The organism is Delftia sp. PE138 (assembly GCF_018320755.1).
GTDB classification, from domain to species: domain Bacteria; phylum Pseudomonadota; class Gammaproteobacteria; order Burkholderiales; family Burkholderiaceae_C; genus Comamonas; species Comamonas tsuruhatensis.
This window is the reverse complement of the sequence record NZ_JABEPN010000002.1, coordinates 85,485-108,309: the sequence shown is the minus strand read 5'-3', so window position 1 is coordinate 108,309 and position 22,825 is coordinate 85,485. Positions and strand designations below refer to the sequence as shown.

Annotated in this window: 22 protein-coding genes; 14 read left to right on the top strand and 8 right to left on the bottom strand. The window is 65.9% G+C overall.

Going from position 1 to position 22,825, the window contains the following annotated elements; genetic code table 11:
* The first annotated feature begins 203 nt into the window (after positions 1–203).
* On the top strand, positions 204–644 hold the full coding sequence (locus tag HFGMBDPB_RS09435) for a hypothetical protein (RefSeq protein WP_133074196.1): 441 nt from the start codon (positions 204–206) through the stop codon (positions 642–644).
* A gap of 36 nt (positions 645–680) precedes the next feature.
* Here the strand turns inward: HFGMBDPB_RS09435 and HFGMBDPB_RS09430 are convergent, their stop codons facing one another.
* On the bottom strand, positions 681–1,160 hold the full coding sequence (locus HFGMBDPB_RS09430; protein WP_249343400.1) for a GNAT family N-acetyltransferase: 480 nt from the start codon (positions 1,158–1,160) through the stop codon (positions 681–683).
* A 129-nt stretch (positions 1,161–1,289) separates the two neighbouring features.
* Positions 1,290–4,160 carry an IPTL-CTERM sorting domain-containing protein gene (locus tag HFGMBDPB_RS09425; RefSeq protein WP_502757464.1) on the bottom strand — a complete coding sequence of 957 codons (2,871 nt, stop codon included), beginning with the start codon at positions 4,158–4,160 and terminating at the stop codon, positions 1,290–1,292.
* Between the two features lie 1,134 nt (positions 4,161–5,294).
* Here HFGMBDPB_RS09425 and HFGMBDPB_RS09420 point away from each other — a divergent pair.
* Positions 5,295–5,594 carry a hypothetical protein gene (locus HFGMBDPB_RS09420; RefSeq protein WP_016446382.1) on the top strand — a complete coding sequence of 100 codons (300 nt, stop codon included), beginning with the start codon at positions 5,295–5,297 and terminating at the stop codon, positions 5,592–5,594.
* A gap of 34 nt (positions 5,595–5,628) precedes the next feature.
* Here the strand turns inward: HFGMBDPB_RS09420 and HFGMBDPB_RS09415 are convergent, their stop codons facing one another.
* From HFGMBDPB_RS09415 to HFGMBDPB_RS09405, 3 genes are all read right to left on the bottom strand, one after another.
* The gene (locus HFGMBDPB_RS09415; protein WP_016446383.1) at positions 5,629–6,333 is read right to left on the bottom strand and encodes an SDR family oxidoreductase; all 705 of its coding nucleotides are present in this window, start codon (positions 6,331–6,333) and stop codon (positions 5,629–5,631) included.
* A 30-nt stretch (positions 6,334–6,363) separates the two neighbouring features.
* Complete coding sequence (locus HFGMBDPB_RS09410; RefSeq protein ID WP_212645294.1) at positions 6,364–7,365, bottom strand: NADP-dependent oxidoreductase; 1,002 nt, start codon at positions 7,363–7,365, stop codon at positions 6,364–6,366.
* Between the two features lie 73 nt (positions 7,366–7,438).
* Entirely contained in the window at positions 7,439–8,044 is a 606-nt protein-coding gene (locus HFGMBDPB_RS09405; RefSeq protein WP_212645293.1) for a TetR/AcrR family transcriptional regulator, read from the bottom strand.
* A 70-nt stretch (positions 8,045–8,114) separates the two neighbouring features.
* Between HFGMBDPB_RS09405 and HFGMBDPB_RS09400 the strand changes: the two genes are divergently transcribed.
* From HFGMBDPB_RS09400 to HFGMBDPB_RS09385, 4 genes are all read left to right on the top strand, one after another.
* Positions 8,115–9,425 (top strand): flavin-dependent oxidoreductase, encoded by a 1,311-nt coding sequence (locus HFGMBDPB_RS09400; RefSeq protein WP_212645292.1) that lies wholly within the window; start codon positions 8,115–8,117, stop codon positions 9,423–9,425.
* Between the two features lie 98 nt (positions 9,426–9,523).
* Positions 9,524–10,426, top strand: a complete 903-nt coding sequence (locus HFGMBDPB_RS09395) for a glutamate ABC transporter substrate-binding protein (RefSeq protein WP_016446387.1) — start codon at positions 9,524–9,526, stop codon at positions 10,424–10,426.
* Positions 10,427–10,429: 3 nt separating this feature from the next.
* On the top strand, positions 10,430–11,092 hold the full coding sequence (locus HFGMBDPB_RS09390; RefSeq protein ID WP_046238349.1) for an amino acid ABC transporter permease: 663 nt from the start codon (positions 10,430–10,432) through the stop codon (positions 11,090–11,092).
* A complete protein-coding gene (locus HFGMBDPB_RS09385) occupies positions 11,089–11,889 on the top strand; it encodes an amino acid ABC transporter permease (RefSeq protein WP_016451468.1) in 801 nt (266 codons plus the stop codon). Before HFGMBDPB_RS09390 ends, HFGMBDPB_RS09385 begins: the two co-directional genes overlap by 4 nt.
* A 19-nt stretch (positions 11,890–11,908) precedes the next feature.
* Here the strand turns inward: HFGMBDPB_RS09385 and HFGMBDPB_RS09380 are convergent, their stop codons facing one another.
* On the bottom strand, positions 11,909–12,145 hold the full coding sequence (locus HFGMBDPB_RS09380; protein WP_016446390.1) for a hypothetical protein: 237 nt from the start codon (positions 12,143–12,145) through the stop codon (positions 11,909–11,911).
* 174 nt (positions 12,146–12,319) lie between these two features.
* Here HFGMBDPB_RS09380 and HFGMBDPB_RS09375 point away from each other — a divergent pair, with 174 nt between their 5' ends.
* Complete coding sequence (locus tag HFGMBDPB_RS09375) at positions 12,320–13,702, top strand: aminotransferase-like domain-containing protein (RefSeq protein ID WP_016446391.1); 1,383 nt, start codon at positions 12,320–12,322, stop codon at positions 13,700–13,702.
* On the opposite strand, the gene HFGMBDPB_RS09370 is transcribed toward HFGMBDPB_RS09375, so the two are convergent.
* Complete coding sequence (locus HFGMBDPB_RS09370; RefSeq protein ID WP_212645291.1) at positions 13,683–15,173, bottom strand: MFS transporter; 1,491 nt, start codon at positions 15,171–15,173, stop codon at positions 13,683–13,685. The two genes, HFGMBDPB_RS09375 and HFGMBDPB_RS09370, sit on opposite strands and share 20 nt — an antisense overlap.
* A 128-nt stretch (positions 15,174–15,301) precedes the next feature.
* On the opposite strand from HFGMBDPB_RS09370, the gene HFGMBDPB_RS09365 reads away from it, so the two are divergent.
* The 5 genes from HFGMBDPB_RS09365 (at position 15,302) to HFGMBDPB_RS09345 (ending at position 19,752) form a co-directional block, all read left to right on the top strand.
* Entirely contained in the window at positions 15,302–16,204 is a 903-nt protein-coding gene (locus HFGMBDPB_RS09365; protein ID WP_047327515.1) for a LysR family transcriptional regulator, read from the top strand.
* A 149-nt stretch (positions 16,205–16,353) separates the two neighbouring features.
* A complete protein-coding gene (locus HFGMBDPB_RS09360; RefSeq protein WP_223275322.1) occupies positions 16,354–16,827 on the top strand; it encodes a BLUF domain-containing protein in 474 nt (157 codons plus the stop codon).
* A gap of 60 nt (positions 16,828–16,887) precedes the next feature.
* Positions 16,888–18,672 carry a putative bifunctional diguanylate cyclase/phosphodiesterase gene (locus tag HFGMBDPB_RS09355; protein ID WP_212645290.1) on the top strand — a complete coding sequence of 595 codons (1,785 nt, stop codon included), beginning with the start codon at positions 16,888–16,890 and terminating at the stop codon, positions 18,670–18,672.
* A 177-nt stretch (positions 18,673–18,849) separates the two neighbouring features.
* Positions 18,850–19,257, top strand: a complete 408-nt coding sequence (locus HFGMBDPB_RS09350; RefSeq protein ID WP_017404321.1) for a PRC-barrel domain-containing protein — start codon at positions 18,850–18,852, stop codon at positions 19,255–19,257.
* A 120-nt stretch (positions 19,258–19,377) separates the two neighbouring features.
* On the top strand, positions 19,378–19,752 hold the full coding sequence (locus HFGMBDPB_RS09345) for a c-type cytochrome (protein ID WP_016446397.1): 375 nt from the start codon (positions 19,378–19,380) through the stop codon (positions 19,750–19,752).
* 2 nt (positions 19,753–19,754) lie between these two features.
* Here HFGMBDPB_RS09345 and HFGMBDPB_RS09340 read toward each other — a convergent pair whose 3' ends face one another.
* Positions 19,755–20,690: a LysR substrate-binding domain-containing protein gene (locus HFGMBDPB_RS09340; protein WP_016446398.1), complete on the bottom strand. Its 936-nt coding sequence runs from the start codon at positions 20,688–20,690 to the stop codon at positions 19,755–19,757.
* A gap of 89 nt (positions 20,691–20,779) precedes the next feature.
* Between HFGMBDPB_RS09340 and HFGMBDPB_RS09335 the strand changes: the two genes are divergently transcribed.
* Together HFGMBDPB_RS09335 and HFGMBDPB_RS09330 are read left to right on the top strand one after the other, a co-directional pair.
* Entirely contained in the window at positions 20,780–22,150 is a 1,371-nt protein-coding gene (locus tag HFGMBDPB_RS09335) for an MFS transporter (protein ID WP_212645289.1), read from the top strand.
* A complete protein-coding gene (locus HFGMBDPB_RS09330; RefSeq protein WP_016451462.1) occupies positions 22,147–22,785 on the top strand; it encodes a LysE family translocator in 639 nt (212 codons plus the stop codon). Before HFGMBDPB_RS09335 ends, HFGMBDPB_RS09330 begins: the two co-directional genes overlap by 4 nt.
* Positions 22,786–22,825: the final 40 nt, after the last annotated feature.

The window sequence follows — 22,825 nt, the reverse complement described above, 5'->3', positions numbered from 1 at the left end:
CGCACATCCCCGCACGGATTGCGGTGCGCCCGGTCAGGATCTGCCATCGCTGTAGAGCCGGCATTTGGTGCGGCTGCTTGAGGCTGAGAGCTGCCCGGCCCCTTGACGAAGATTCACCGTGCCTTCAGGCAAAATCCAGACGATCGGGAAAGCTTGGCGTCAGGTCTGCCGGGAAGCCCAACTTGAAGAATGGAACAGTATCAATGGCACTGACGAAGAAGGGCGAGTTCTGGTACGGGACAACGTCCGGCGACACCCAAGCCGAGCTGCGCAGCTACAGCGTTGCGAATGGCCATGAGGCCGTCCGGTTTGCCTCGTCCAAATGCGATTGCGGATGCCGGACTTTTGCGCTGCAGACGGATGAAGAAGCCGGCGTGGCCATCCGCACCTGCACCGACTGCGGGCAGGAACACCTGATGGGCGACAGCGCGGAACATGTTGAAGAGGCCACCCCTGAGGCACACGAGTGCGTGTGCGAGAACGAGACGTTCGAACTGATGTCCGGCGTCTCCGTGTACGAAGGCACACACGACGTGCGCTGGTACTACATCGCTTGCCGCTGCGTGGAGTGCAATCTGGTTGGGGTCTTCGCAGACTGGAAGTGTGAAGCGGGTGATGCAGCGGCCTTCCTCGCCAAGGTATGAGCGCGCGGGATCAAGACGCGCTGCCCAAAGATCTGGTCAAGCGGGTTTGCCGGGTGCATGCAGGCGATAGCGCAAAAAGCGAGTCCCCTCGATATCCAGTGCGCCATCTGGCCGAAATCCCAGCTTGAGAATCCCTTTTATTCTGGTTCTTGAAGGTGGCAGCAAAATCGTGATGGAGCTCCGCCCCAAGCCAGTGAATGCACGTTTCACTATCTCTTGATAGATGGCTTTGCCACTTCCCCAGAATTTGGGGTGAAGCACCAAAGCGAGGTCGGCATCACCTTCCTCGTACTGCAAACCGCCCCAGCCGGCAAATTGCTGGTCAATTTCAAACGCCCATGGCCCATAGCCGTATTGCTGCCACTGGGCATCCTTTTGCCGAGCCCATTCATTTGCTTTCGCCAGGTCGAAATTCGCACTTCCAAGCGGCATTTGTCGCAGCACATCTGGATTGTTGTTCAGCGAAACAATGTGAGCCGGATCAACTTCAGTGAGCCGCTTAAATTTCAAATTCATGCCTGTATCTGGTTGTCTATCCATCAAATTCAAAGCCTACCAAAACGGTGGTTGCCGACCGTCTATCTGAGCGTCAACCAAGGGGCAGCAGTCCACAGTGCGGGGTTGCTGCCGCTGCAAGCCAAGGCTTCACTTTCTGATCGGCGGTGCGCAACCACTGCTCGACGCTCGGCAACGCACCGCCACCAGACCCGCTGCCAGCAGCGAAAGCAGTGCCAGCGCCCAGGGGCCGAGCGCGGGGATGGCCTGCGGGGCCAGCAGCACGGGCAGGCCGGGGTCGGTGATCTGGTTGGGCACGGAATCGCTGTCACCCACGCCGCCATCGGCCAGGGTGAAGGTCACGCTCAGGCCGTCGGGTGCAAACTGCGCGCCGGGCAGCGCATACCAGTGCGGCAGCGCGCAGGCAGCGCCGGTGCAGCCCAGCCCGTCGGGGCTGGGGCCGTATTTGTAATAAACGGCCCCCTGCGGCACTGGCGTGGTGAAGTGCACGGTCACCTGTGCATCTGCATTGCCAGCGACACGCCCCAGCACCAGGCCCAGCGGCGCGTGCACCGCACGCACATGGGACGGCAAGGGCGCGGGCAAGGTGGAGGCAAAGGCGGCGCTGCTGATCTCCCAGCCGTTCGCTCCGTCCACCTCCACCGCCCCCAGATTGCCGTTGCCGCCCGCACCCTGCCACGGTGCGCTGCACTGCTGCGCTGCGCCGCCATACTCACCGCTGCACTGCCATTTGTGTTGGCCGCCGGCGGATAGCACGGTCCCTGGCGTACCCGTGGCGCACAGATTCGCGCTGGGCTTGAAGGCCACAGCGCCGTTGGCCGCTGAGCCGCAGGTGGCATCGACCGGGTCGTGGGTGAACGTGGCCGAAACGCTGCGCGGACTGGTCACGTTGGTGAGCTGGCATGCTCCCGTGCCCGCGCAATCGCCCGACCAACTGGTGAAGTGATAGCCCGCATCGGGCGTGGCGGTGCAGCTTGCGGCCTGGCCGTGGGTCACGGGGTTGGGCGTGCAGGTGACCGTGCCGTTGGTGGCGGCGGGGGCGATGCTGATGGGATAGGTGTTCAGCGCGAAGGTGGCACTCACGCTGCGCGGGCTGGTCACGTTGGTGAGCTGGCATGCCCCCGCCCCTGCGCAATCGCCCGACCAACTGGTGAAGTGGTAACCCACATCAGGCGTGGCGGTGCAGCTTGCGCCCTGGCCGTGGGTGACGGGGTTGGGCGTGCAGGTGACCGTGCCGTTGGCCGGGGCGGGGACGATGCCGATGGAATAGGTGTTGAGCACAAATGTGGCACTCACGCTGCGCGGGCTGGTCACGTTGGTGAGCTGGCAGGTGCCCGTGCCCTCGCAATCGCCCGACCAACTGGTGAAGTGATAGCCCGCATCGGGCATGGCGGTGCAGCTTGCGTCCTGGCCGTGGGTCACGGGGTTGGGCGTGCAGGTGACCGTGCCGTTGGTGGTGGCGGGGGCGATGCTGATGGGGTAGGTGTTCAGCGCGAAAGTGGCACCCACGCTGCGCGGGCTGGTCACGTTGGTGAGCTGGCATGCCCCCGTGCCCGTGCAATCGCCCGACCAACTGGTGAAGTGATAGCCCGCATCGGGCGTGGCGGTGCAGCTTGCGTCCTGGCCGTGGGTGACGGGGTTGGGCGTGCAGGTGACCGTGCCGTTGACGGCGGCGGGGGTGGCGATGGAGTGGGTCTTGGGCGTGAAGGTGGCCGAGACGGTGCGCGACGCGGTCACGCTGGTGAAATGGCATGCCCCCGTGCCCGTGCAATCGCCCGACCAACTGGTGAAGTGGTAGCCCGNATCGGGCATGGCGGTGCAGCTTGCNTCCTGGCCGTGGGTGACGGGGTTGGGCGTGCAGGTGACCGTGCCGTTGGCCGGGGCGGGGACGATACCGATGGAATAGGTGTTGAGTACAAATGTGGCACCCACGCTGCGCGGGCTGGTCACGTTGTAGAGAATGCACGCGCTGGCAGTGCCCGCGCAATCGCCCGACCAATGGGTGAAGTGGTAGCCCATCGCGGGCGAGGCGACGCAGATGGTGTCTTGCCCATGGGGCACGGGGTTGGCCGTGCAGTTCACGCTGCCGCCGGTGACGGCAGGGGTGGCGATGGCGTAGGTAATCGGCGCGAAGGTGGCTCCCACGCTGTGCGCGCTGGTCACGTTGGTGAACTGGCATGCACCCGTGCCCGCGCAATCGCCCGTCCAGCCGGTGAACTGAAAGCCCGTTTGCGGCGTGGCAGTGCAGCCAGCGGCCTGGCCGTGGGGCACGGGGTTGGGCGTGCAAGACATGCTCCCGCCCGGGGTGGCAGTGGTAGTGATGGCGTAGGTGATGAGCGTCGTGTTGGCAGAGACGGTGGTGGCCCCGAGAACCACGGGCTGGCAAGCCCCCGTGCCGCTGCAGGCGCCGCCCCAACCGCTGAAGGGGCGGGCGACAGGGTCGTGCACCGTGGCCGTGCAGGTGGCGCTGGAGCCATGGGTCACGGGGTTCGGGGTGCACTGTGCGCTGGAGATGCCCGCATCCGTGTTGACTGTCACCATGTACTGGCGCGGTGCCAGGCAAGCGGCCGTGGTGCCGCCGCTGATGCCCGCGCAATTCCAGCGGAAGGCATCGGACGCGGCAGACTGGTTGGTGGCCGAACCGGCGCTGCACAAGAGGGTTGGCAAGGTGAGCGAAGGCGCAGTGCTGCCACACGCGCCATTGGTGGGCGGCGGGGCGAAGGTGGCGCTGATGGTGCAATTGCCGGTAATGGTCGCAGTGGTGTAGGTGTTGCCCGCAAGCGATCCGCCGCAGCCGCTGACCTGCACCGTATAGCCCGGTGGCGTGGTGAGCGTGAAGCTGGCCTGCTGCCCCGCCGCTACATCGCGCCCCGCCTCGATGCTGCCGCCGCCCGTGGCCTGGGAGGTAACGAGGTAGGCGCGAGGCACGGAGCATTGCGGCGAAGGGTTGCCGCCGTAGCTGCTCTGGCACACCCAGGAGAAGGAGTAGGTTTCACCCATCACGCCGCTGGTCGTGCCCACGCTGCACAGCAAGGCGTCTGGCGGATAACGGCGAGGCGTGGTGCTGCTGGCACTGCCGCACACGCCATCGAGCTGCACGGAGCCGGCCTCGACCGTCATCCCGATGGAGGTCTGCGGCTCGGCCACCCAGGCCGGCTTGTGGCTCGCGCCTGAATACCAGGTCAGCCCGTCGTTGGTGGCCGTGGTGATCTGGCGGCGGATCATGGTCTGGCCGATGCTGCGCACCACCACCCAGGCAAAGTCGCCCGCCGCCACGATGCGGTCGCCCGTGAACACGCGCATGCCCGGCGTGGCCGCGTCGGCGGTGAAGGGGGCGCAGGCCGTCATGTCCACGAACGGCGTGGCGGCGCTGGCGTCGGTTGCGCACACTTGCAGCTCGAACTGGTCGATCTGGGTGAGATTCATCTTCACCTGCGTGATGCGCAGCGACTGGCTGCCAATCGGAATGCGGTTGGCCACCCACAGTTTGGTGTGGTAGCTGGAGTTGTGCTGGATGAGCCACGGGTCATTGGCGGCTGCCAGGTTGTCGAATACCGTGACTGCACCAGCAGACACTGAAGCCGCCGCCGTCAGCAGCAGCATGGCAATTCGAAGGGCAAGGGTTTTCATGGCGATGGGGTGGGTGGGTGAAGCGGTGTTCCACCCAGCCGCGATCGGCCATGAAAAATGCTTTCAGCGCTTGTGTATCAAGCGCTGAAAGCCATGTTGATGCAAGCGTGTGGCACGGGTGGATGCGCACTGCCGGCCATCTTGCGGGCGCGCAGCCCTGGCGGCTTGACTGTGCGTTCGTGCCGCGCTTGACTGGACGTTTCGCAAGCCTCACCCCCCCAAAAAAATGGGCGTTCCCCTCCCCGCCCGCGCTATCATCCGCCCCGGCCCCCTGTCCCGGGGCTGATGCTTCAAAACATCCGTCGTATAGCGGCACAGCCTCTCCGAAAGCGAGGCTTGGTACACCGAATCCATCAGTCAACGCAGATGCGATGGCCTGTGGATTCGACCCGCAATGGAGCACGGAACAATGAACGCCGTTTCTCTCGCCTGCGCGCCGTCTTTTGGCGCAGCCCCTCCCTCATGCCAGGCCTTTGTGCCCGGCCAACTGCGGAGGGACATGGCATGAACCCCGCCCAGCCCTCCCCCACCACGGACAGCCACAGCACCCGGCAGCTGTCCAACGCCCTCACCCAGGTGGACCATCTCGTGCAGCAAGGCTGTGCAGAAATCTCCGCCATCGCCCAGTTGGCCCTGGCATGGCTGGAGACCCCCAAGGGCCATCGCCACCTGGACGTGGTGGCCCGCGCCCTGCAAAGCATCCGCGACAGCGCCGACACGCTGGCCGACTACGCCGGCACCGAGGCCCAGACCATGGGCTGCGGATCTGCCATGGCGCGCACTTCATGGCCCGGCCTGTGTTGATGGTCCGGCCACGGGCTGCGGCGGTCATCCAGGCTCAGGCGCCCTGCGGCAGATAGCTTGGCCGGGCCGCCGTCATGCCGCGCTTGACCTGCTGGGTGAGCTCGTCGGCCAGCACTTCATCGAGCCCGGCCTCCAGTCCGTCCAGCGCGCGGCTGACGATGTCCTCGGGGCTGGACTTCGGTGCGTCAAGCCCGCGCGTGAGGTCGGTATCGACATAGGCCATGTGCAGGCCCAGCACCTGTGTCTTCTGCCCTGCAAGCTCGCTGCGCAGGGCGTTGGTGAGCGACCAGGCGGCCGACTTGCTGGCCGAGTAGGCGGCCAGTTCGCCGCCATTGACCCAGGAGGCCACCGACAGCACATTGAGCAAGGCCCCGCCGCCGTTGGCCTTGAGAACCGGCGCAAAGGCCTGGCTCATGCGCAGCACGGCGAAGAAGTTGGTCTCGAAGATGCGCCTGGCGACCTCTTCGCTGTCGGGCGCCAGAAAGCCGCCGGGCTGCGCGATGCCGGCGTTGTTGATCACCAGCGTGACGTCCGACGCCTGCGCTGCGGCGGCGGCCACGTCCTGCGGGCGGTTCACGTCCAGCTGCAGGGCATGCACGCCGGGCTGGGTGACGGTGGCGGGGTCGCGCGCGCCGGCGTAGACCTTGCGGGCGCCACGGGCAAGCAGCTCGCGCGCGAAAGCCAGGCCGATGCCGCGATTGGCACCGGTGACGAGAACAACAGCGTTTTCAATTTTCATGGAGCACTCCAGGGGTGGGGGGAAACAGATTCAACGGATCTTGATGACGACCTTGCCCTTTGCGTGGCCGGCTTCGGCATAGGCAAGGGCCTCGTTGGTGGATTCGAATGCGAAGACCTTGTCCACGACCGGGCGGATGGCGCCCGCCTCGATGAGGCGGGTGATCTCGCGCAGCTGGCCGCCGTCGGCCTTCATGAAGACAAAGGAGTAGTCGATGCCACGGCTTCGCGCCCGGCGCCTGATGCCGGAGCTGAGCAGCCGCATCACCAGCCGCACGAATGCGTGCGCCGCGATGTTTCTGCCAAACGCGGGATCGGGTGGGCCGGAGATGGAGACCAGCTTGGCGCCGCCCTTGAGCACGCGCAGGGATTTGCCAAGCGTCTTGCCGTCCTGGCTGTTGAGCACCACGTCGTAGTCGTGCAGGACGTCCTCGAAGTCCTGCGTGCGGTAGTCGATGACGACATCCGCGCCCAGGCCCCTGACCAGCTCGAAGTTGGCCGCGCTCGTCGTGGTGGCCACAGCGGCGCCCAGGTGCCGGGCCAGCTGGATGGCGAACGTGCCCACGCCGCCGGAGCCGGCCTGGATGAAGACCTTCTGCCCCCTGGCCAGCCGTGTCGTCTCGACCAGGACCTGCCAGGCCGTCAGGCCCACCAGGGGAATGGAGGCGGCCTCTTCCATCGTGAGCCCCTTGGGCTTGGGCGCCAGCGATGATTCCCTGACCGGCACGAACTCCGCGAACGTGCCGATCCGGAAATCGTCCGTGCGTGCATAGACCTCGTCACCGGGCTTGAACTGCCGCACGCGCGGGCCGGCCTTGACCACCACGCCGGCCACGTCGTGGCCCAGGATCAGGGGCAGGCGATAGGGCAGGATGAGCTTGAATTGCCCGTCTTTGATCTTGGAGTCCAGCTGGTTCACGCCTGCGGCATGGACCTGGACCAGGACTTCGTCTTCACGCAGCTGCGGCTCGGGTACGTCTGCCAGCTGCAAGGCGCGGTTCGCTCCATAGCTTTCCAGAATGAATGCCTTCATGGCTCTCCTTTATATGATGATCATCATATGTAAAGACGAAAAAAATCCAGGCACATGCACTGGGCATGCGCCATCACTGGCTGGCCGGCGCCAGGTGCTTGAGTGCTGCCTCGCGCAGGCTGTCGGACAGGGCCGGATCGTCCACCGCCCGTGCCAGCAGCAGGCTGCCGACCATGGTGGACAAGGTGACGAGCGCGCGCTCGTGGGCACCGGGCTGTCCCCAGTCCGGTGATTGGCGGGCGATGAGATCGACCATTTCCTTGATGTGGCCCGTGGCCACGCGGCGCACCTCCGGCGCCTGGCGCGAGGTCTCGGAGCCCAGGGCCGCCAGGGGGCAGCCCAACTCGGCGCGCTGGACATGTTCCTTGGAAAGATAGGCGGCCAGCATGGCCTGCAGCGCCATGCCGGGCGGTGCCTTGGCCACCACGTCGGCGACGGCGGCGCAGGACTCGGCGCAGGCCTTGCCCGCCGCTTCGGCCAGCATGGCATCGCGCGAGGCGAAATGGGCGTAGAAGGCGCCATGCGTCAGGCCCGCCTCCTTCATGATGTCCGCCACCCCGGTGCCGCCATAGCCGCTGCGGCGGATGGCACGCGCCGCCACGGAGACGATGCGCTCATGCGTGGCCTCCTTGGCGGAAGCCCGGGCGCTGGAATTGGTGTTTCGCATGATGATCATCATACATTGTTTGCGCCATGCACGCGCCGCAGATGGGACATCCGCCCGCAGCCATTGCATGGACAATCCCGGCATGTCTGCTGCTGCTTCACACCACAATCCATCCCGCCCCGTGCTCATTGCCGGCGGCGGCATCGGTGGCATGGCCACTGCCCTCACGCTGCACCAGATCGGCGTGCCCTGCATCGTGTTCGAGTCGGTGGCGCAGTTGCAGCCGCTGGGCGTGGGCATCAACCTGCAGCCGAACGCGGTGCGGGAACTGCATGACCTGGGTTTCGGCAACGATGTGCTGGACACCATCGGCCTGCAGGCCCGGGAATGGGCGCTGGTCGGGCGCAACGGCAACGAGGTGTATGCCGAGCCGCGCGGGCTGCAGGCCGGCTATCGCTGGCCGCAGTACGCGGTGCACCGGGGGCAGCTGCAGATGATGCTGTTCAACGCCGTCAGGCAGCGCCTGGGCGACGACGCCGTGCAGCTGGGCCGGCGCGTGGTGGGCTACCGGCAGGATGCCAAGGGCGTGACCGCCCTCATCGACACCCGCGATGGCCAGCGGCTGGAGGTGCAGGGCTCGCTGCTGGTGGCGGCCGATGGCCTGCACTCGGCCGTGCGCGCGCAGATGCACCCCACGCAGCCGCCCATACAGTGGGGCGGCGCCATCATGTGGCGCGGCACCACGCCCGGGGTGCCGGTGCGCACCGGCGCGTCCTTCGTGGGCGTGGGCTCGCTGCGCCATCGCGTGGTGCTGTACCCCATCACGCCGCCGGACCCCGTCACGGGCCTGGCCACCATCAACTGGATCGCCGAGATCACGGTGGACAACCAGGGCGGCTGGCGGCAGGGCGACTGGAACCGGCGCGTGGCGCTGGAGGAATTCATCCACCACTTCGACGGCTGGGACTACGGCTGGCTGGACGTGCCGGCCATGCTGCGCGGCGCCACGGATGTCTTCGAGTACCCCATGATCGACCGCGACCCCGTGCCCACCTGGGTGGACGGCCGCGTGGCCTTGCTGGGCGATGCGGCGCATGTGATGTACCCGGTGGGCTCCAATGGCGCCAGCCAGGCCATCGTGGACGCGCGCGTGCTGGGTGCGCAGTTCCTTGCCCACGGCGTGGGCCCGCAGGCGCTGCGCGCCTATGACGACAAGCTGTGCAAGGACCTCTCGGCGCTGGTGCTGCGCAACCGGGGGGCCGGCCCCTTCGGCCTGCTGGGGCTGGTGGACGAGCGCTGCGGCGGCGTCTTCGACCATATCGACGAGGTGCTGCCACGCGAGGAGCGCGAGGGCTTCATGGCCCGGTACAAGGCCGCTGCCGGCTTTGCGATCGAGACGCTCAACGCCGCGCCCCCCACCATTGCGCCAGGGCAGCGCGTGGCCGGGGCCTGAGCCCTTGTGCGGCGGCAAGGGCCGCGAGTCGCCATAATCGGCCCTTGCCCCTGGCAGCCATCCCCAGATTTACATCACAGACCCAGCAGGAAGACCCCATGCCGATCCAATCCATTCTGAAATCCACCGTGGTGGCACTGGCGATCGTGGGCAGCGGTTCGCTCTTTGCGCAGGGCGCGCCCCTGAACACAGCGGCGTTCGACGCCCTGATTGCGCAAGGCCCCGTCGCCGACGCCGCGACCATCGCATCGAGCACCTGGGCCAGCAAGATCAAGCAGGCCGGCACGCTGCGCCTGGGCAGCACCCAGACCTCCAATCTGTTTTCCCTGCTCAACGAGAAGGACGGCAAGATCCGCGGCTTCGACGCAGGCCTGGCCCAGCTGCTCACGCGCTACATCCTGGGCGATGCCTCCAAGTACCAGTTCGCGCAGGTCACCTCGTCCACGCGCGAGCAGGTGCTGATCAACAACCAGGCGGACATGGTGATTGCCACCTACTCCATCACCCCTGCCCGTGCCGAGAAGATCTCGTTTGCCGGCCCCTACTACACCTCGCAGGCCGGGGTGCTGGTCAAGGCAAGCAACAAGACCGTGCAGTCGTACAGCGATCTGGGCGGCAAGAAGGTCGCCACGCAGGCCGGCTCCACGGGGCCTGCCATCCTGGCGCAGCACGCGCCCAAGGCGGTCGTGCAGGAGTTCCAGACGCACCAGGAAGCGCTGGACTCCCTGCGCCAGGGCCGCGTGGACGCCTATGTGACCGACTACACCCTGCTGCTCAACACCCTGAGCCTGGGCACCGGCGACGCGCGGCTGGCGGGCGCGCCCTTCGGCACGCAGGATTCCTATGGCATCGGCCTGCCCAAGGGCTCGGACGGCGTGGCCTTCATCAACGCCTTCCTGAAGAAAATCGAAGCCGACGGCACCTGGGCCAAGCTGTGGACCATCTCCATCGGCCAGCGCACCGGCAGCACGGCCGTTCCCACGCCGCCCGCCCTGCCCTGAGCGATGGGTGACGTCTCCAGACTCCTCGCCGACCACGGGCCTGCCTTCTGGCAGGCCCTCTTGCTGACCTGGAAGCTCACCGCGTTCTCGTTCCTGCCCGGCTTCCTGCTGGGCGTGGTCGTCACGGTGCTCAGGTTGCTTCCGCTGCCGCCGCTGCGCTTCGTGCTGACGGGCTACGTCGAGATCTTCCGCAACATCCCCAGCGTGGCGCTGCTGATCTTCATCGTGTTCGCGCTGCCCGATCTCAACGTCGTGATCGACTATGAGCCCAGCGTGGTCCTGGCCCTGGCGCTGGTGTGTTCCGCGTTCACGGCGGACTATCTGCGCGCGGGCATCAACACCATTGCCGGCAGCCAGATCGAGGCCGCGCTCAGCCTGGGCATGCGGCCCATGCAGATCATCTCGGCCGTGGTGCTGCCGCAGGCGCTGCGCTCGGTGGTGCAGCCGATGACGTCGCTGCTCATTGCGCTGATGCTGTCCACCTCGCTGGCATCCCAGGTGCCGCTGGCGGGCCGGGAACTCACCTCGCTCGTGTCCAAGATCGCCAACGACTCCGCTGCCGGCATGGCCGCCTTCGCCGTGGCCGCCGCGATGTACGTGGCCACCGGATTGCTGATCGCCTGGGCGGGCGCCATCCTGGAAAAGAAGCTGCGGATACTGCGATGAGCCGTTCTCTGGAAGACATTCTGTTTGGCGCACCCAGCCCGCAGGCCCGGCGGGTCACGCAGGTGGCCAGCCTGATCGCGGCGGCCCTGCTGCTGGCGCTGGCCGCGGGCATCGCGCTGCGCTTTCATTCGGCAGGCCAGCTCGAGGCCCGGTTCTGGGAATTCTTCGCCTGGCCCACCACCTGGGCCTTTCTGGCCAAGGGCCTGCTCGGCACGCTGGCATCGTCGGCCATGGCCGCCGTGATTGCGCTGGCCCTGGGGCTGGTGCTGCTGGCGGGGCGCCTTGCGCGGCCCCGGCTCGTGCGCTGGCCCAGCGTCGCCGTCATTGAATTCCTGCGCGGCACGCCCACGCTGCTGCTGATCTATGTGTGCTTTCTGGTGCTGCCCGCCGCCGGCATCAAGCTGAGCACCTACTGGATGCTGACCCTGCCCATAGGCCTGAGCACCGCCGCCGTGGTGGCCGAGGTCTACCGCGCGGGCGTGCTTGCCGTGCCACGCGGCCAGACCGATGCCGCGCGAAGCCTGGGACTGACCGAGGTACAGGTCTTCCGGCTCGTCGTCTTCCCCCAGGCGGTGCGCTTCATCGTGCCGGCGCTGGTCGCGCAACTGGTCATCGTGGTCAAGGACACCACCTTCGGCTACATCGTCACCTACGGCGAGCTCATGCAGAACGCCAAGGTGCTCATTGCCAACTACCACGCGCTGGTGCCCGTGTACCTGGTGGTGGCGGTGCTCTACTGCCTTGTGAACTACGCGATATCCAGGGCGAGCAGGCGGCTGAACCGGCCCGTGCACTGAGGCCCGCCAGTGCCTGCCCTCAGGGAAGGCTCAGATCCATGCCGAGCATCCTGGCAAGGCCGAAGGTGAAGGCCAGCACGCACAGCAGCAGCAGCGTGAAGACGGCAGCGATCTTGCCGCCCGCAATGAGCAGCTCGCGCCTGTCCGCCCCCTTCTTCTTGCCTTGGTCGTAATGCCACTTGATGGCGAAGAACATGGCCGTGCCGAACACGAGCGCCTTGAACGTGACGAAGACTACGGGGATCCAATCGATCATTTTGAGAACTTCCAGCCAATGACTTGGCACTGTCCACGGTGGGGAGCCCCCCTCCCGGACATGAGAGGCAGAGCGTCAGCGACGGCCATGCAAGCACGGTGCTGCCACACCTTGTGGCGCATACTACCCAAAAGCAATTTCCATACATGGACCCCAACATCGCTGCTGAAAACCATGCAAGATGACTCTTTGCCAAGCTGGCTGCCGCGCCTGGCCGTGCAGCGCGGCCCCCGTTTTCTGCAGATTGCGGATGCCTTGCAGGCAGCGGTGGCGGACGGATCGCTGAAACCGGGTGACCGCCTGCCTCCGCAGCGCCTGCTGGCAGCGCAGCTGGATGTGGACCTGACGACCATCACCCGCGCCTACGACGAGGCCCGGCGGCGCCACCTGCTGGAGGGACGCGGCGCGCGAGGCACCTATGTCGCGGCGCCGAAGGTCGAATGGAGCTCGGTGCTCGACCTGAGCATGAACACCCCGCCGCCGCCCGAGGGCGTGGACTTCGACGACATGCTCAAACAGGGCTTGTCACAGGTATTGATGAGGGCCGATGCCCAGCTGCTGATGACCTACCACCTGGGCGGGGGCAGCGACTCCGACCGCAAGGCCGCAGCCCAATGGCTGGAGCCGATGTTTGGGAGTCTCGATGACCGGCAGATCGTTGTCTGCCCCGGGGCGCAGGCGGCGATCGCCGCCCTGATTCTTGCGCTGACCGCGCCGGGCGACGTGATCCTGGCGGAGCCCGCCAGCTATCCCGGCCTGCGTGCCGCAGCGGCCCAGTTCGGCCGGCGCATCCTGGCGGTGCAGGCGGACAGGCAGGGGATGGTGCCGGAGATGCTGGAGCAGGCCTGCCGCGAGCACAGGCCGGCGCTGGTCTACCTCAATCCGACACTGCAGAACCCGACCGCCATCACCATGTCGGAAGGCCGGCGCAAGCAGCTGGCCAGCGTGGCCAGGCGCTGCCAGGTGCGCATCGTCGAGGACGACCCCTACTGGCTGCTGGCCGACGCCCCGCCGCCGCCCATTGCCGCATTCGCCCCGCAGCAGGTGTACTACATCTCGACCCTGTCCAAATGCCTGACGCCCGGCCTGCGCGTGGCCTTCGTGCTCATGCGCGACCCGCATGAACGCCAGCGCTTCCTGGTGGCGCTCAGGTCCTTTGCGCTGATGGCCACCCCCGTGACGGCCGCGCTGGCCACGCAGTGGATCCTCGATGGTTCGGCCGGGCAATTGATGGACGGCGTGCGCAAGGAGGCGCGCCTGCGCCACCGGATGGCCAGGGACATCCTGGCGGGGCGGTACAGCGGCGCCGGGGACGGCCTGCATGTATGGCTGGAGCTGCCGGGGTACTGGACTAGCGCCCAGCTGGCACGTGCCGCCGACAGCGAGGGCATCGCCGTCACGCCCGCGCAGGCATTCGCCACCGGCAGCGAATCCGTGAATGCCATCCGCATCTCCCTGGGCAGCATCAAGGACCGTGGACGCCTGCACGCCGGTCTTCAACGGCTGTCCCATCTGCTTGCACGGCTGCCGGAGTCGTTCAGCGCTGCCGTGGTGTAGCCGCGCCGGTCGCGGGAGCGCGGCTTGCGGCCGCAGCCGCAATCGCAGCCGCAATCGCAATCACGAGCGCAGCCACGACCAGCACTGCCGCGACTGCGAACGTGATCCGCATCGCGTGGGCAATGGCCCCGGGATGCACCGCGGCGATGTCGGCCGTCCCTGACGCGAACGCGAACACCATCCCCATCACGGATGCCCCGGTGACGAGCCCAAGGTTGCGCGACAGCCCGAGCATGCCCGACATCACGCCACGCTGGTCCGCAGCGACATCGGCCATGACGGCCGTGTTGTTGGCGGCCTGGAACAGCTGGTAGCCAGGGGTCAGGACGGCGATGGCGGCAACGTAGCCCGCAACACCGAACATCGCCGCAAGCACGGACAGGGCGAATGCGCCCGCCGCCATGGCGATGAGTCCGGCGATGACCATGGGGGCAGCGCCCAGGCGATCGACGACACGGCCGGCCGGGACACCGCTCAGGATGGCGATGAACGGGCCCACCGACATCACGAGCCCGACCGTGGTTTCGTCAAGCCCGAGCCCGCGAGACAGATAGAACGGCCCGACCACCAGCGTCGCCATCATCACCGTCGAGACGAGCGCATTCATGGCCAGGCTCGCGCTGAAGCCCGGATCGCGGAACCGCTCCAATCGGATCAATGGCGATGCGGCTGCCGCCTGGGCCCTCGCGAAGAGCACGACGCCGAAGGCCGCAGCCGACAGCAAAGCCCCGTTGAGCGAACCGAAGCTTGCGCGCCCCAGCGTCATGGCGAGTGCATAGGCCACAAGCGTCAGAGCGAGCAGCAAGGTGCCCAGGTGGTCGAAGCGCGCCCGATCCGCCTGCGCCCCTTGGCGATGCACGGGCAGGTATCGATGCGCGAGAAGGAATGTCAGGACGCCCAGCGGCAGGTTGATGAGGAAGATGGCCCGCCAGCCGGGTCCGGCGATCAGATATCCGCCGAGTGCTGGACCGAGGGTGGTGCCCATCGCGGACATCGTTCCGAGCAGGCCCATCGCGCTACCGGTCCTTGCCTTCGGAACCGTCTCGGCAACCAGCGCCATGGAGAGGGCCATTATGATGGCCGCGCCCAGGCCCTGCACCGCCCGGGCGGCAATCAGCAGCCAGAGAGTGGGAGCCAGGCCGCAAAGGACCGAGGCCAGCGTGAACAGGACGATGCCGGCCAGCAGCAGCCGTCGACGGCCCAGGACATCGCCAAGCCGGCCGGCGCTGACGGTCAGGGCGGTGATGGCCAGCAGATAGGCCAGGACGATCCACTGGACCTGCTGGAAGGACGCGTTGAACGCCTGCGCGAAGGTGGGCAATCCCACGTTGGCGATGCTGGTGCCCAGCGAGGACAGCAGCATGGACAGCGAAAGGCTGGCCAGCACCCACCGGACCGGCGGCCCCTGTTGCGCACCGCCGGCCCCTGCCCCACCTGTTCCGGCACCGATCGGTTTCGACGTGGACTTCATCTTTGGCGACTCCCATATTCAAGTTCTCAGGAGCCTAGTGCCGTGCCTGGCATGGCGGAAGGCGCACTGCTCTCACTTTATTCATGCGTTTGACGCCATGTCACTACCCGCTGTGCTACGGTCAATCCATGCCGAAGCCCGATCTCAACCTGCTTGTCACCCTGGATGTGCTCCTTGCGGAGGGAAACGTTGCGCGCGCGGCCCAGCGGTTGCGGCTGAGCCCGTCGGCAATGAGCCGGGCGCTGGCGCGGCTGCGTGAGACCACCGGCGATCCGCTACTGGTCAGGGCCGGGCGGGGTCTCGTTCCCACACCGCGAGCGCTTGAGCTGCGCGAGCGGGTCAGCCAGCTGGTGCAGGACACGGAAGCTGTTCTGCGCCCTGCCGGGCAGCCCGACCTCGGACAACTGGTGCGCACGTTCACGCTGCGCACCAGCGAAGGCTTCGTGGAGAATTTCGGACCGGACCTCATTGCCCGCGTGGGCCAGCAAGCGCCCGGCGTACGGCTTTGCTTCGTGCAAAAGACCAACAAGGACAGCGGCCCGCTTCGCGACGGGACGGTCGACCTGGAGACCGGCGTTGTCGCAAGCACGATAGGTCCGGAGGTGCGCGCGCAGGCGCTGTTCCGAGACCGTTTCATCGGCGTCGTGCGCCAGGGCCATCCGCTGAGCCAGGGCGAGATCACACCCGCGCGCTATGCGAGCGGCAGGCATATCCTGGTGTCCCGGCGGGGGCAGGAAAAGGGGCCCATTGATGAAGCCTTGAATGCGCTCGGCCTGCAGCGGCAGATCGTTGCGACCGTCGGCGGCTTTTCCACCGCGCTGGCCCTGGCCCGCGCCAGCGACCTGATCGCCAGCGTTCCCGAACGGCACACCGGCAACCTGCGCGCGCAAATGCACAGCTTCCCCCTTCCGGTCTCCATGCCGCAGATCACGGTTTCATTGCTCTGGCATCCCAGGCTGCATGCCGATCCTGCGCACCGCTGGCTGCGCGGGTGCGTACGGGAGATTTGCGCAAAGGCTGATTCGCCATGAGCGCCCGCAGCCAGCGGGCTGCCATCGCCGCTCCCATGCACCCATGCAGATACCCATGCAGATGGGCCAGCCCATCTGCAGACCAAGGCTGACCAGCGCCAGATGCAGCAGGCGCTGGAGGCCGGGATGGTTACATATGCAACAACGGGTTGCACACCTACGTGGACCGTCCCGCGCAGGCCATACCATCGCCGGCCTACAACACAGAAAGGCGCGAGGTTATGCAGGAGAGTTCTCTGGAGTGCTTCCTCTATCACAGTCAGTTGGCACCAGGGGCCGACACCACCTGCATCGCGGGCATCATCAAGACCGCACGCTCGTTCAACGGGTCGGCCGGGATCACGGGCATGCTGGTTTTCGACGGGGAACGTTTCTTTCAGTATGTCGAAGGGCCGGCACGGCAATTGGGTTTGCTGGTGGAGTCCATCTCGCGCGACGAAAGACATATCAACTTCACGCCGATGTTCCCGCAAACGCGCATTGATCAAAGGCGTTTCGCCAAGTGGTCCATGGCCTATGTGATTGTGGAAGATACAGAACATCTGGGCACGATTTCCAAGCTTGAAGGCCCTGGTGCGCTGGCCAAATTGCAGGAGCTGTTGCCGCTGCTGGATGTTCAGTAATTCCTTGGGCCAAAGCGGAGCGGGATTTTCATGATGTGGGTTCACTGAGGCAGGAAATCGATGCTCACCCGTTGGACTACCGAATCCGAGAAAGAGCAACTGCTCGGACTTCAGACCGCTGAAATCCTGGACATGACCGCCAGACGGGAATTTCAGCGCATCACCCAGCTGACCAGCCAGATGTTCATGGTGCCGATTGCCATCATCACGGTTCTGGACGAGCACAGGCAATGGTTCAAGGCGCCCGTAGGTGTGGACATGGACGGCAGCCTGCGCACGGACGCCTTCTGCGACCACACCATCAGAAACGAAGGAATCATGGTGATTCCTGACACGCACCTTGACCGCAGGTTCTCAGGTAATGCGCTGGTAACCGGCCAACCGAACATCAGGTTCTATGCCGGCGTTCCCCTGATCATGAAATCCGGCCATGCCATCGGCAGCCTGTGCATCATCGATACCCGACCCAGAACCTTCTCTGAAGAGCAAGGCCGGCAACTGGCCGCCATGGCTGCGATAGTGCAGGCTCAGATCCAATACCATCACAGCATTGGAAAAGTAGACGAGGTCACGGGCTTGCACAATCGCTCGCAGCTCCAGTCCGACCTGAACAGCCTTTGCATTGTGGCCCCGCAGGAGGCACGCAGCCTGGTATTGATGGAAGCGATCAACCATTGCAGCCTGCTGGAAATGAGCAATGCGCTGGGCTTGAATTATGTCGAGCAGCTCCTGCGTGACATTGCGAAGGCCGTCACGGACATGACGGGACCGCACGCAACCGTGTACCACGTGGGCTTGGCCAGGTTTGCATGGATCATCAGCGCAGGCAGGCAAGAAGATGAAGAGGCCCTGGTCAGGCAATTGCTGAAACACCTGCAAAAGCCCATCACCAGTGCCGATCTCCGGTTCGAACTTCAGCCCCGGGCAGGCGTGGTGCGGTTCCGCCTGACCCAGGCCGAGGTCGATGATGTCATTCGCAAGGCCATGGTGTCCGTGCAGCAGGCTGGCCACAACCATCGGTCACTTCACCGCTATGAGGAGAACGAGGACAGCCGCCAGCGAAGATCCTATCGGCTATTGCGGGACTTTGGGCATGCGCTGGACAAGGGGCAGCTGCGGCTGGTGTACCAGCCCAAATTCGACAACCGCAGTTTCAGCTGCAAGGGGCTGGAGGCGCTCATCCGCTGGAAGCACCCGGAAATGGGGGAAATCCCGCCCAGCGAATTCATCCCCCTGGTGGAAGCCACGCCGTTGATCCATGGCCTGACGCGGTTCGTGATCAAAACGGCGCTGGCGCAGGTTGCGGCCTGGAAAGCGGAAAGTCTCGACCTCCAGGTCTCCATCAATGTCTCGCCGCGCAATCTGGACGAGGTCGATTTTCCGGACTACCTCAACGCCATGTGCAGTCAATATGGCGTTGCCCTGGAAAATATCGTGATCGAGTGCACCGAAAGCGATGTGCTGACAGGCCATGGCACGGTCCAGGCGCTTCAGCACATCAGAAAACTCGGAATCCAGGTCGCACTGGATGATTTTGGTGCCGCCTACTCCAATCTTGCGTCACTCAAGAATCTGCCTGCCGAGATATTGAAGATAGACCGCTCCATGGTCTGCGACGTCGATACCAATGAGCGGGCGCTGGCCGTGCTCAAATCCATCATGACCATGGCCTCGGACCTTGGCTACCGCCTTGTGGCAGAAGGCGTTGACAGCGCCGAAGTCTTCGATCTGCTGGTTTCGCTGGGGTTCGATGAGATACAGGGCTACTATTTCAGCAGGCCCATGGAGGCATCGGAAATCAGGAAGTTCGTCGAAGAGCGCAATCGATACGCACAGGGGAAATGAAGGGCCTTGGCCATGGCATGCCGGGCGCAGGCGCAGGCAATTGGCGGGACGACTGTAGGCAGTCTCCTCACCGTGGCGCTGGATCGGCTGACATGGCTTTGCTTGGTTTTCCGATCTCGCCGCTGCCGGGCTGCACTCCTAATGAGGGCTTCAAATTTTGTTTTCCAGGAGTTCTCTATGACAGGTCTCAAGACGCTGAAGATGGGTTTGATCGCAACCGCGCTGATCGCAGCCACGGCCTCGACCAGCTGGGCACAGCCCGTGGCGGGCACCACCACCTTGGGCGTGACGGCCACCGAAGTCCAGGCCGTGGCCACGGGCTGGAGCCTGAAGAAGTCCGTGCTGGGCAAGAGCGTCTACAACGAGGAAGGCAAGGCCGTGGGCAAGATCGACGACGTGATCGTCGCACCCGACAAGGCGGTCTCCTACGCCATCGTCGGCGCCGGCGGCTTCCTGGGCATGGGCAAGCATGACGTGGCCATTCCGGTGAACCAGTTCCGCGTGGAAAACAACAAGATCACGCTGCCCGGCGCCACCAAGGACGCGCTGAAGGCGCTGCCCAAATTCGAGTACGCCAAGAAGTAAGCCGGGCGCGCGCCCTGCTTCTTTGACAAGCCCTGCGTTGCAGGGCTTTTTCGTGGGCGGCCGTGCAGGACCATATGATCGCGGCGGATCAGATTCATACCAAAAAATATCCGCGAGTCAATGAAAACAATCGTCGCCGTATCCTTGGGAATATCGCTGTGCATTCAGGCATTGCCCTGCCTTGCAGACAACAGCAATGGAAAGCAGCTCTACCTGTCCAGATGCGCCATGTGCCACGGGGCAGACGCCAAGGGTACGGGCCCGCTGGCCAACAAGAGCAATCCACCCACCCCCGACCTGGCGACCGCCGCGTTCAGAAAAAGGCTCCATGACTATCCGGGCGTGATCGTCTCGTCCGTCATTCTTCGCCCCAATGGCGACCTGATTCCCAGGACCTTGCGGGAAAACGGGGTGAAGGTGCCGCCCCATGCCTGGACCGTGAAGGATTTCCGCGACCTCAATGAATACTTCAGTGGCCTGGTTGCGAAGAAGTAGCCCTATATATCGAGTTTCTGCGCGCGCATATGCTCGCGCACCGCATCGACCAGGATGCTGGCCAGCCGGTCCACGGGCGCCGGCGCATCGAGCGTGGCACGGCCCAGGATCAGATCCATGGACGGCAGGGCCGGCAGGCCCAGGGCCTGCGCATCCAGCGGCTTGACGTGCGCGGGCAGGCCGAACGGCGTGCGCACGGACAGGCCCAGGCCTGCAGCCGTGGCGGCCCAGACGGCGGACAGGCTGGCACTGTTGAAGGCATGGCGCCAGGCCATGCCCTTCTTGTCCAGCGCAGCCGTCACGATGTCCCGCAAGGGGCAAGGCGCATCGAGCATGGCCAGGGGCAGCACGTCGTCGTCCTGCGCTGCACCACTGCGCCAGCGTGCCCAGCCAGCGTCGGCCGCGTCCATGGATGCCGGGCCAATCCACTGGAGCGGCAGCCGCATGATGTGCTCCCCATGCACGCACGCGTGGTTCACGCCCGCATCCCATAGCAGGGCCAGGTCGAATTGCCCGAGGGCGATGCGCTCGCGCAGTTCATCGCTGCGGGCCACGCTGGCTTCGATGCGCACATGGGGATGGGCGCGCGCGAACTGCCCCAGCACATGGGGCAGCACGCTTTCGCCCAGGTCCTCCTGCAGGCCCAGGCGCACCAGGCCGCGCAGTTCGCTTCCGCGCACGGCCGCCACGGCGCGGTCGTTGAGTTCGAGCAGGCGCAGCGCGTAGCCGCGCAGGGTTTCTCCGGCCTCCGTCAGCACCAGCCCCCGGCCGGACTTGCGCAGCAAGGGCGTGCCGCATTGGGATTCCAGCTTCTTGAGCTGGGCGCTGACGGCCGAGGTGGAGCGGCCGAGCTTGTCCGCGGCGCGGGCGAAACTGCCCAGTTCGACGCCGGTGCAAAACGTGCGCAGCACATCCAGGTCATAGAGCACACGTGTCATTGCCAAGCCTTCATCGTGCTGAAAAACTGGATTGTAGATACGAAATTATGTGATTTTCAGGATGGTTGGGGCTGACCATACTGCCGGCCATGACCTCTTCTTCCGCCGGCCGCAGCGCCAATCCCAGCCCCTTGGCTTCCCCCCACCCGCCCCGCCACCGATGGAAGGTGCTGGCCGCTGGCGTCATCGCCAACGCCGCGTTTTCCGTGGCTTTCAGCGGCATCCCCATGACGGCCATCCTCATGCGTTCGGGCTACCAGCTGGACACGCAGACGCTGGGCCTGGCGCTGGGGCTGATGGGCCTGGGCATTGCGCTCAGCGAACTGCCCTGGGGCCTGCTGACGGACCGCTGGGGCGACCGGCCGGTGCTGCTGCTGGGCCTGTGCGGCACGGCCTTGGCCCTGGCGGCGATGGCGCTCTGGGCCTCGCCATCGCCGGACCATATCCCTTCGTTCGGCCTGCTGGCCGGCGGGCTGGTGCTGGTGGGCCTGCTGGGCGGCAGCGTCAACGGTGCCAGTGGCCGGGCCGTCATGGGCTGGTTTGCCGAAGGCGAGCGCGGCCTGGCCATGAGCATCCGCCAGACCGCCGTGCCCTTGGGCGGCGCCATTGGCGCCCCCTTGCTGACCGGCCTGGCCACGCATGCAGGCTTTGCCGCCGTCTATGGCGTGCTGGCGGCGCTGTGCCTGGCGGCGGCGGTGTTTGCAGCGCTGTGGATTCAGGAGCCAGCGCATGCACCGGCCTCAGGCAAGGCCGCTGCGCCAGGCCGGGCCGGGCCATCCGCGCCAGGGCCCCTGCGCGATCGGCAAGCCTGGCGCATGGCCGCCGGCATCGGCATCCTGTGCGCCCCGCAGTTCGCCGTGCTCTCGTTCGGAACGGTGTTTCTGCATGACCATGCCCACCTGGGGCTGGGCGTGGCGGCGGCCGTCATGTCGGTCGTGCAGCTCGCCTCCATGGCCCTGCGCATCTGCAGCGGCCGCTGGACCGACAGGCGCCAGAACCGCCCGGCCTTTCTGCGCGCCTGCTGCCAGCTCACCCTGGCGTTGTTCGCGGGCATGGCGGCCCAGAGCTGGAGCAGCCATCCGGGCGCATCGGCAGTGTCGCCCGCCATGGGCCTGGTGCTGATGGTGATGCTGGGCGTGTGCGGTATCTGCGTGTCCGCCTGGCACGGCGTTGCCTACACGCAGCTGGCCGGGCTGGCCGGCGCGGCCCGCGCGGGCACGGCGCTGGGCATGGCCAATACCTCGGTGTTCGCGGTGTGCTTCCTGGTGCCGCTGGCCATTCCGCACTTGCTGTCGGCCCAGGGCTGGGGGCTGGTCTGGGCCTGCGCGGCGGCCTGCGCGGGCTGGGCCATGCATCTGTTTGCACGGGCCGGGGTGGCCGGCAACCCCGGGGCCACGCAGGGGGCGTTATTGAACGAGAATACCGGCTGTCTTCCCACGGCCTCCTCGCACCGACCATGACCATCGCCCACTGGCTTGTTTTCTGCGGCGTCTCGCTGCTGATGTGCTTCACTCCCGGCCCGGCTGTGCTGCTGGCCATCTCCAACTCGGTGGACGTGGGCGCCAGGCGAACGGCCCTGAGTTCGCTGGGCAGCTCGGTGGGCATCTTCGTGGTCTCCGGGCTGGCCATGATCGGCATGGGCACCATTCTCAGCATGTCGGCCCACGCATTTCTGGTCATGAAGGTGGCAGGCGCCATGTACCTGATCTGGCTGGGCGTCAAGCGCTGGCGCAGCAAGGACGCGCTGCTGGGCAGCGACGCCGGCCTGGCGCCTGCCCACCGGCGTGAACGCGGGAACTGGCAGCTGGTGGCGCAGGGCCTGGGCGTGTCGCTGACCAATCCCAAGGCCATCCTGTTCTTCTCCGCGCTGTTCCCGCAATTCGTCATCCCGGGCGAGCCGCTGCTCACGCAGTACCTGGTGCTGACCACCACGTTCGCGGTGTGCGCCCTGATCTCGCACGCCTGCTATGTGCTGCTGATCTCCATGATCAAGGGCCACGTGCTGGCGCACGCCAGGCTGTTCAACCGCATCGTGGGCGGCACCTTCATCGCGCTGGGCCTGGGATTGCTCAGGACGCGGCACAAGCTGGGCTGAGTGCGGGCCAGGGCTTCGCACTGGCCGTTCAACAGCTGTC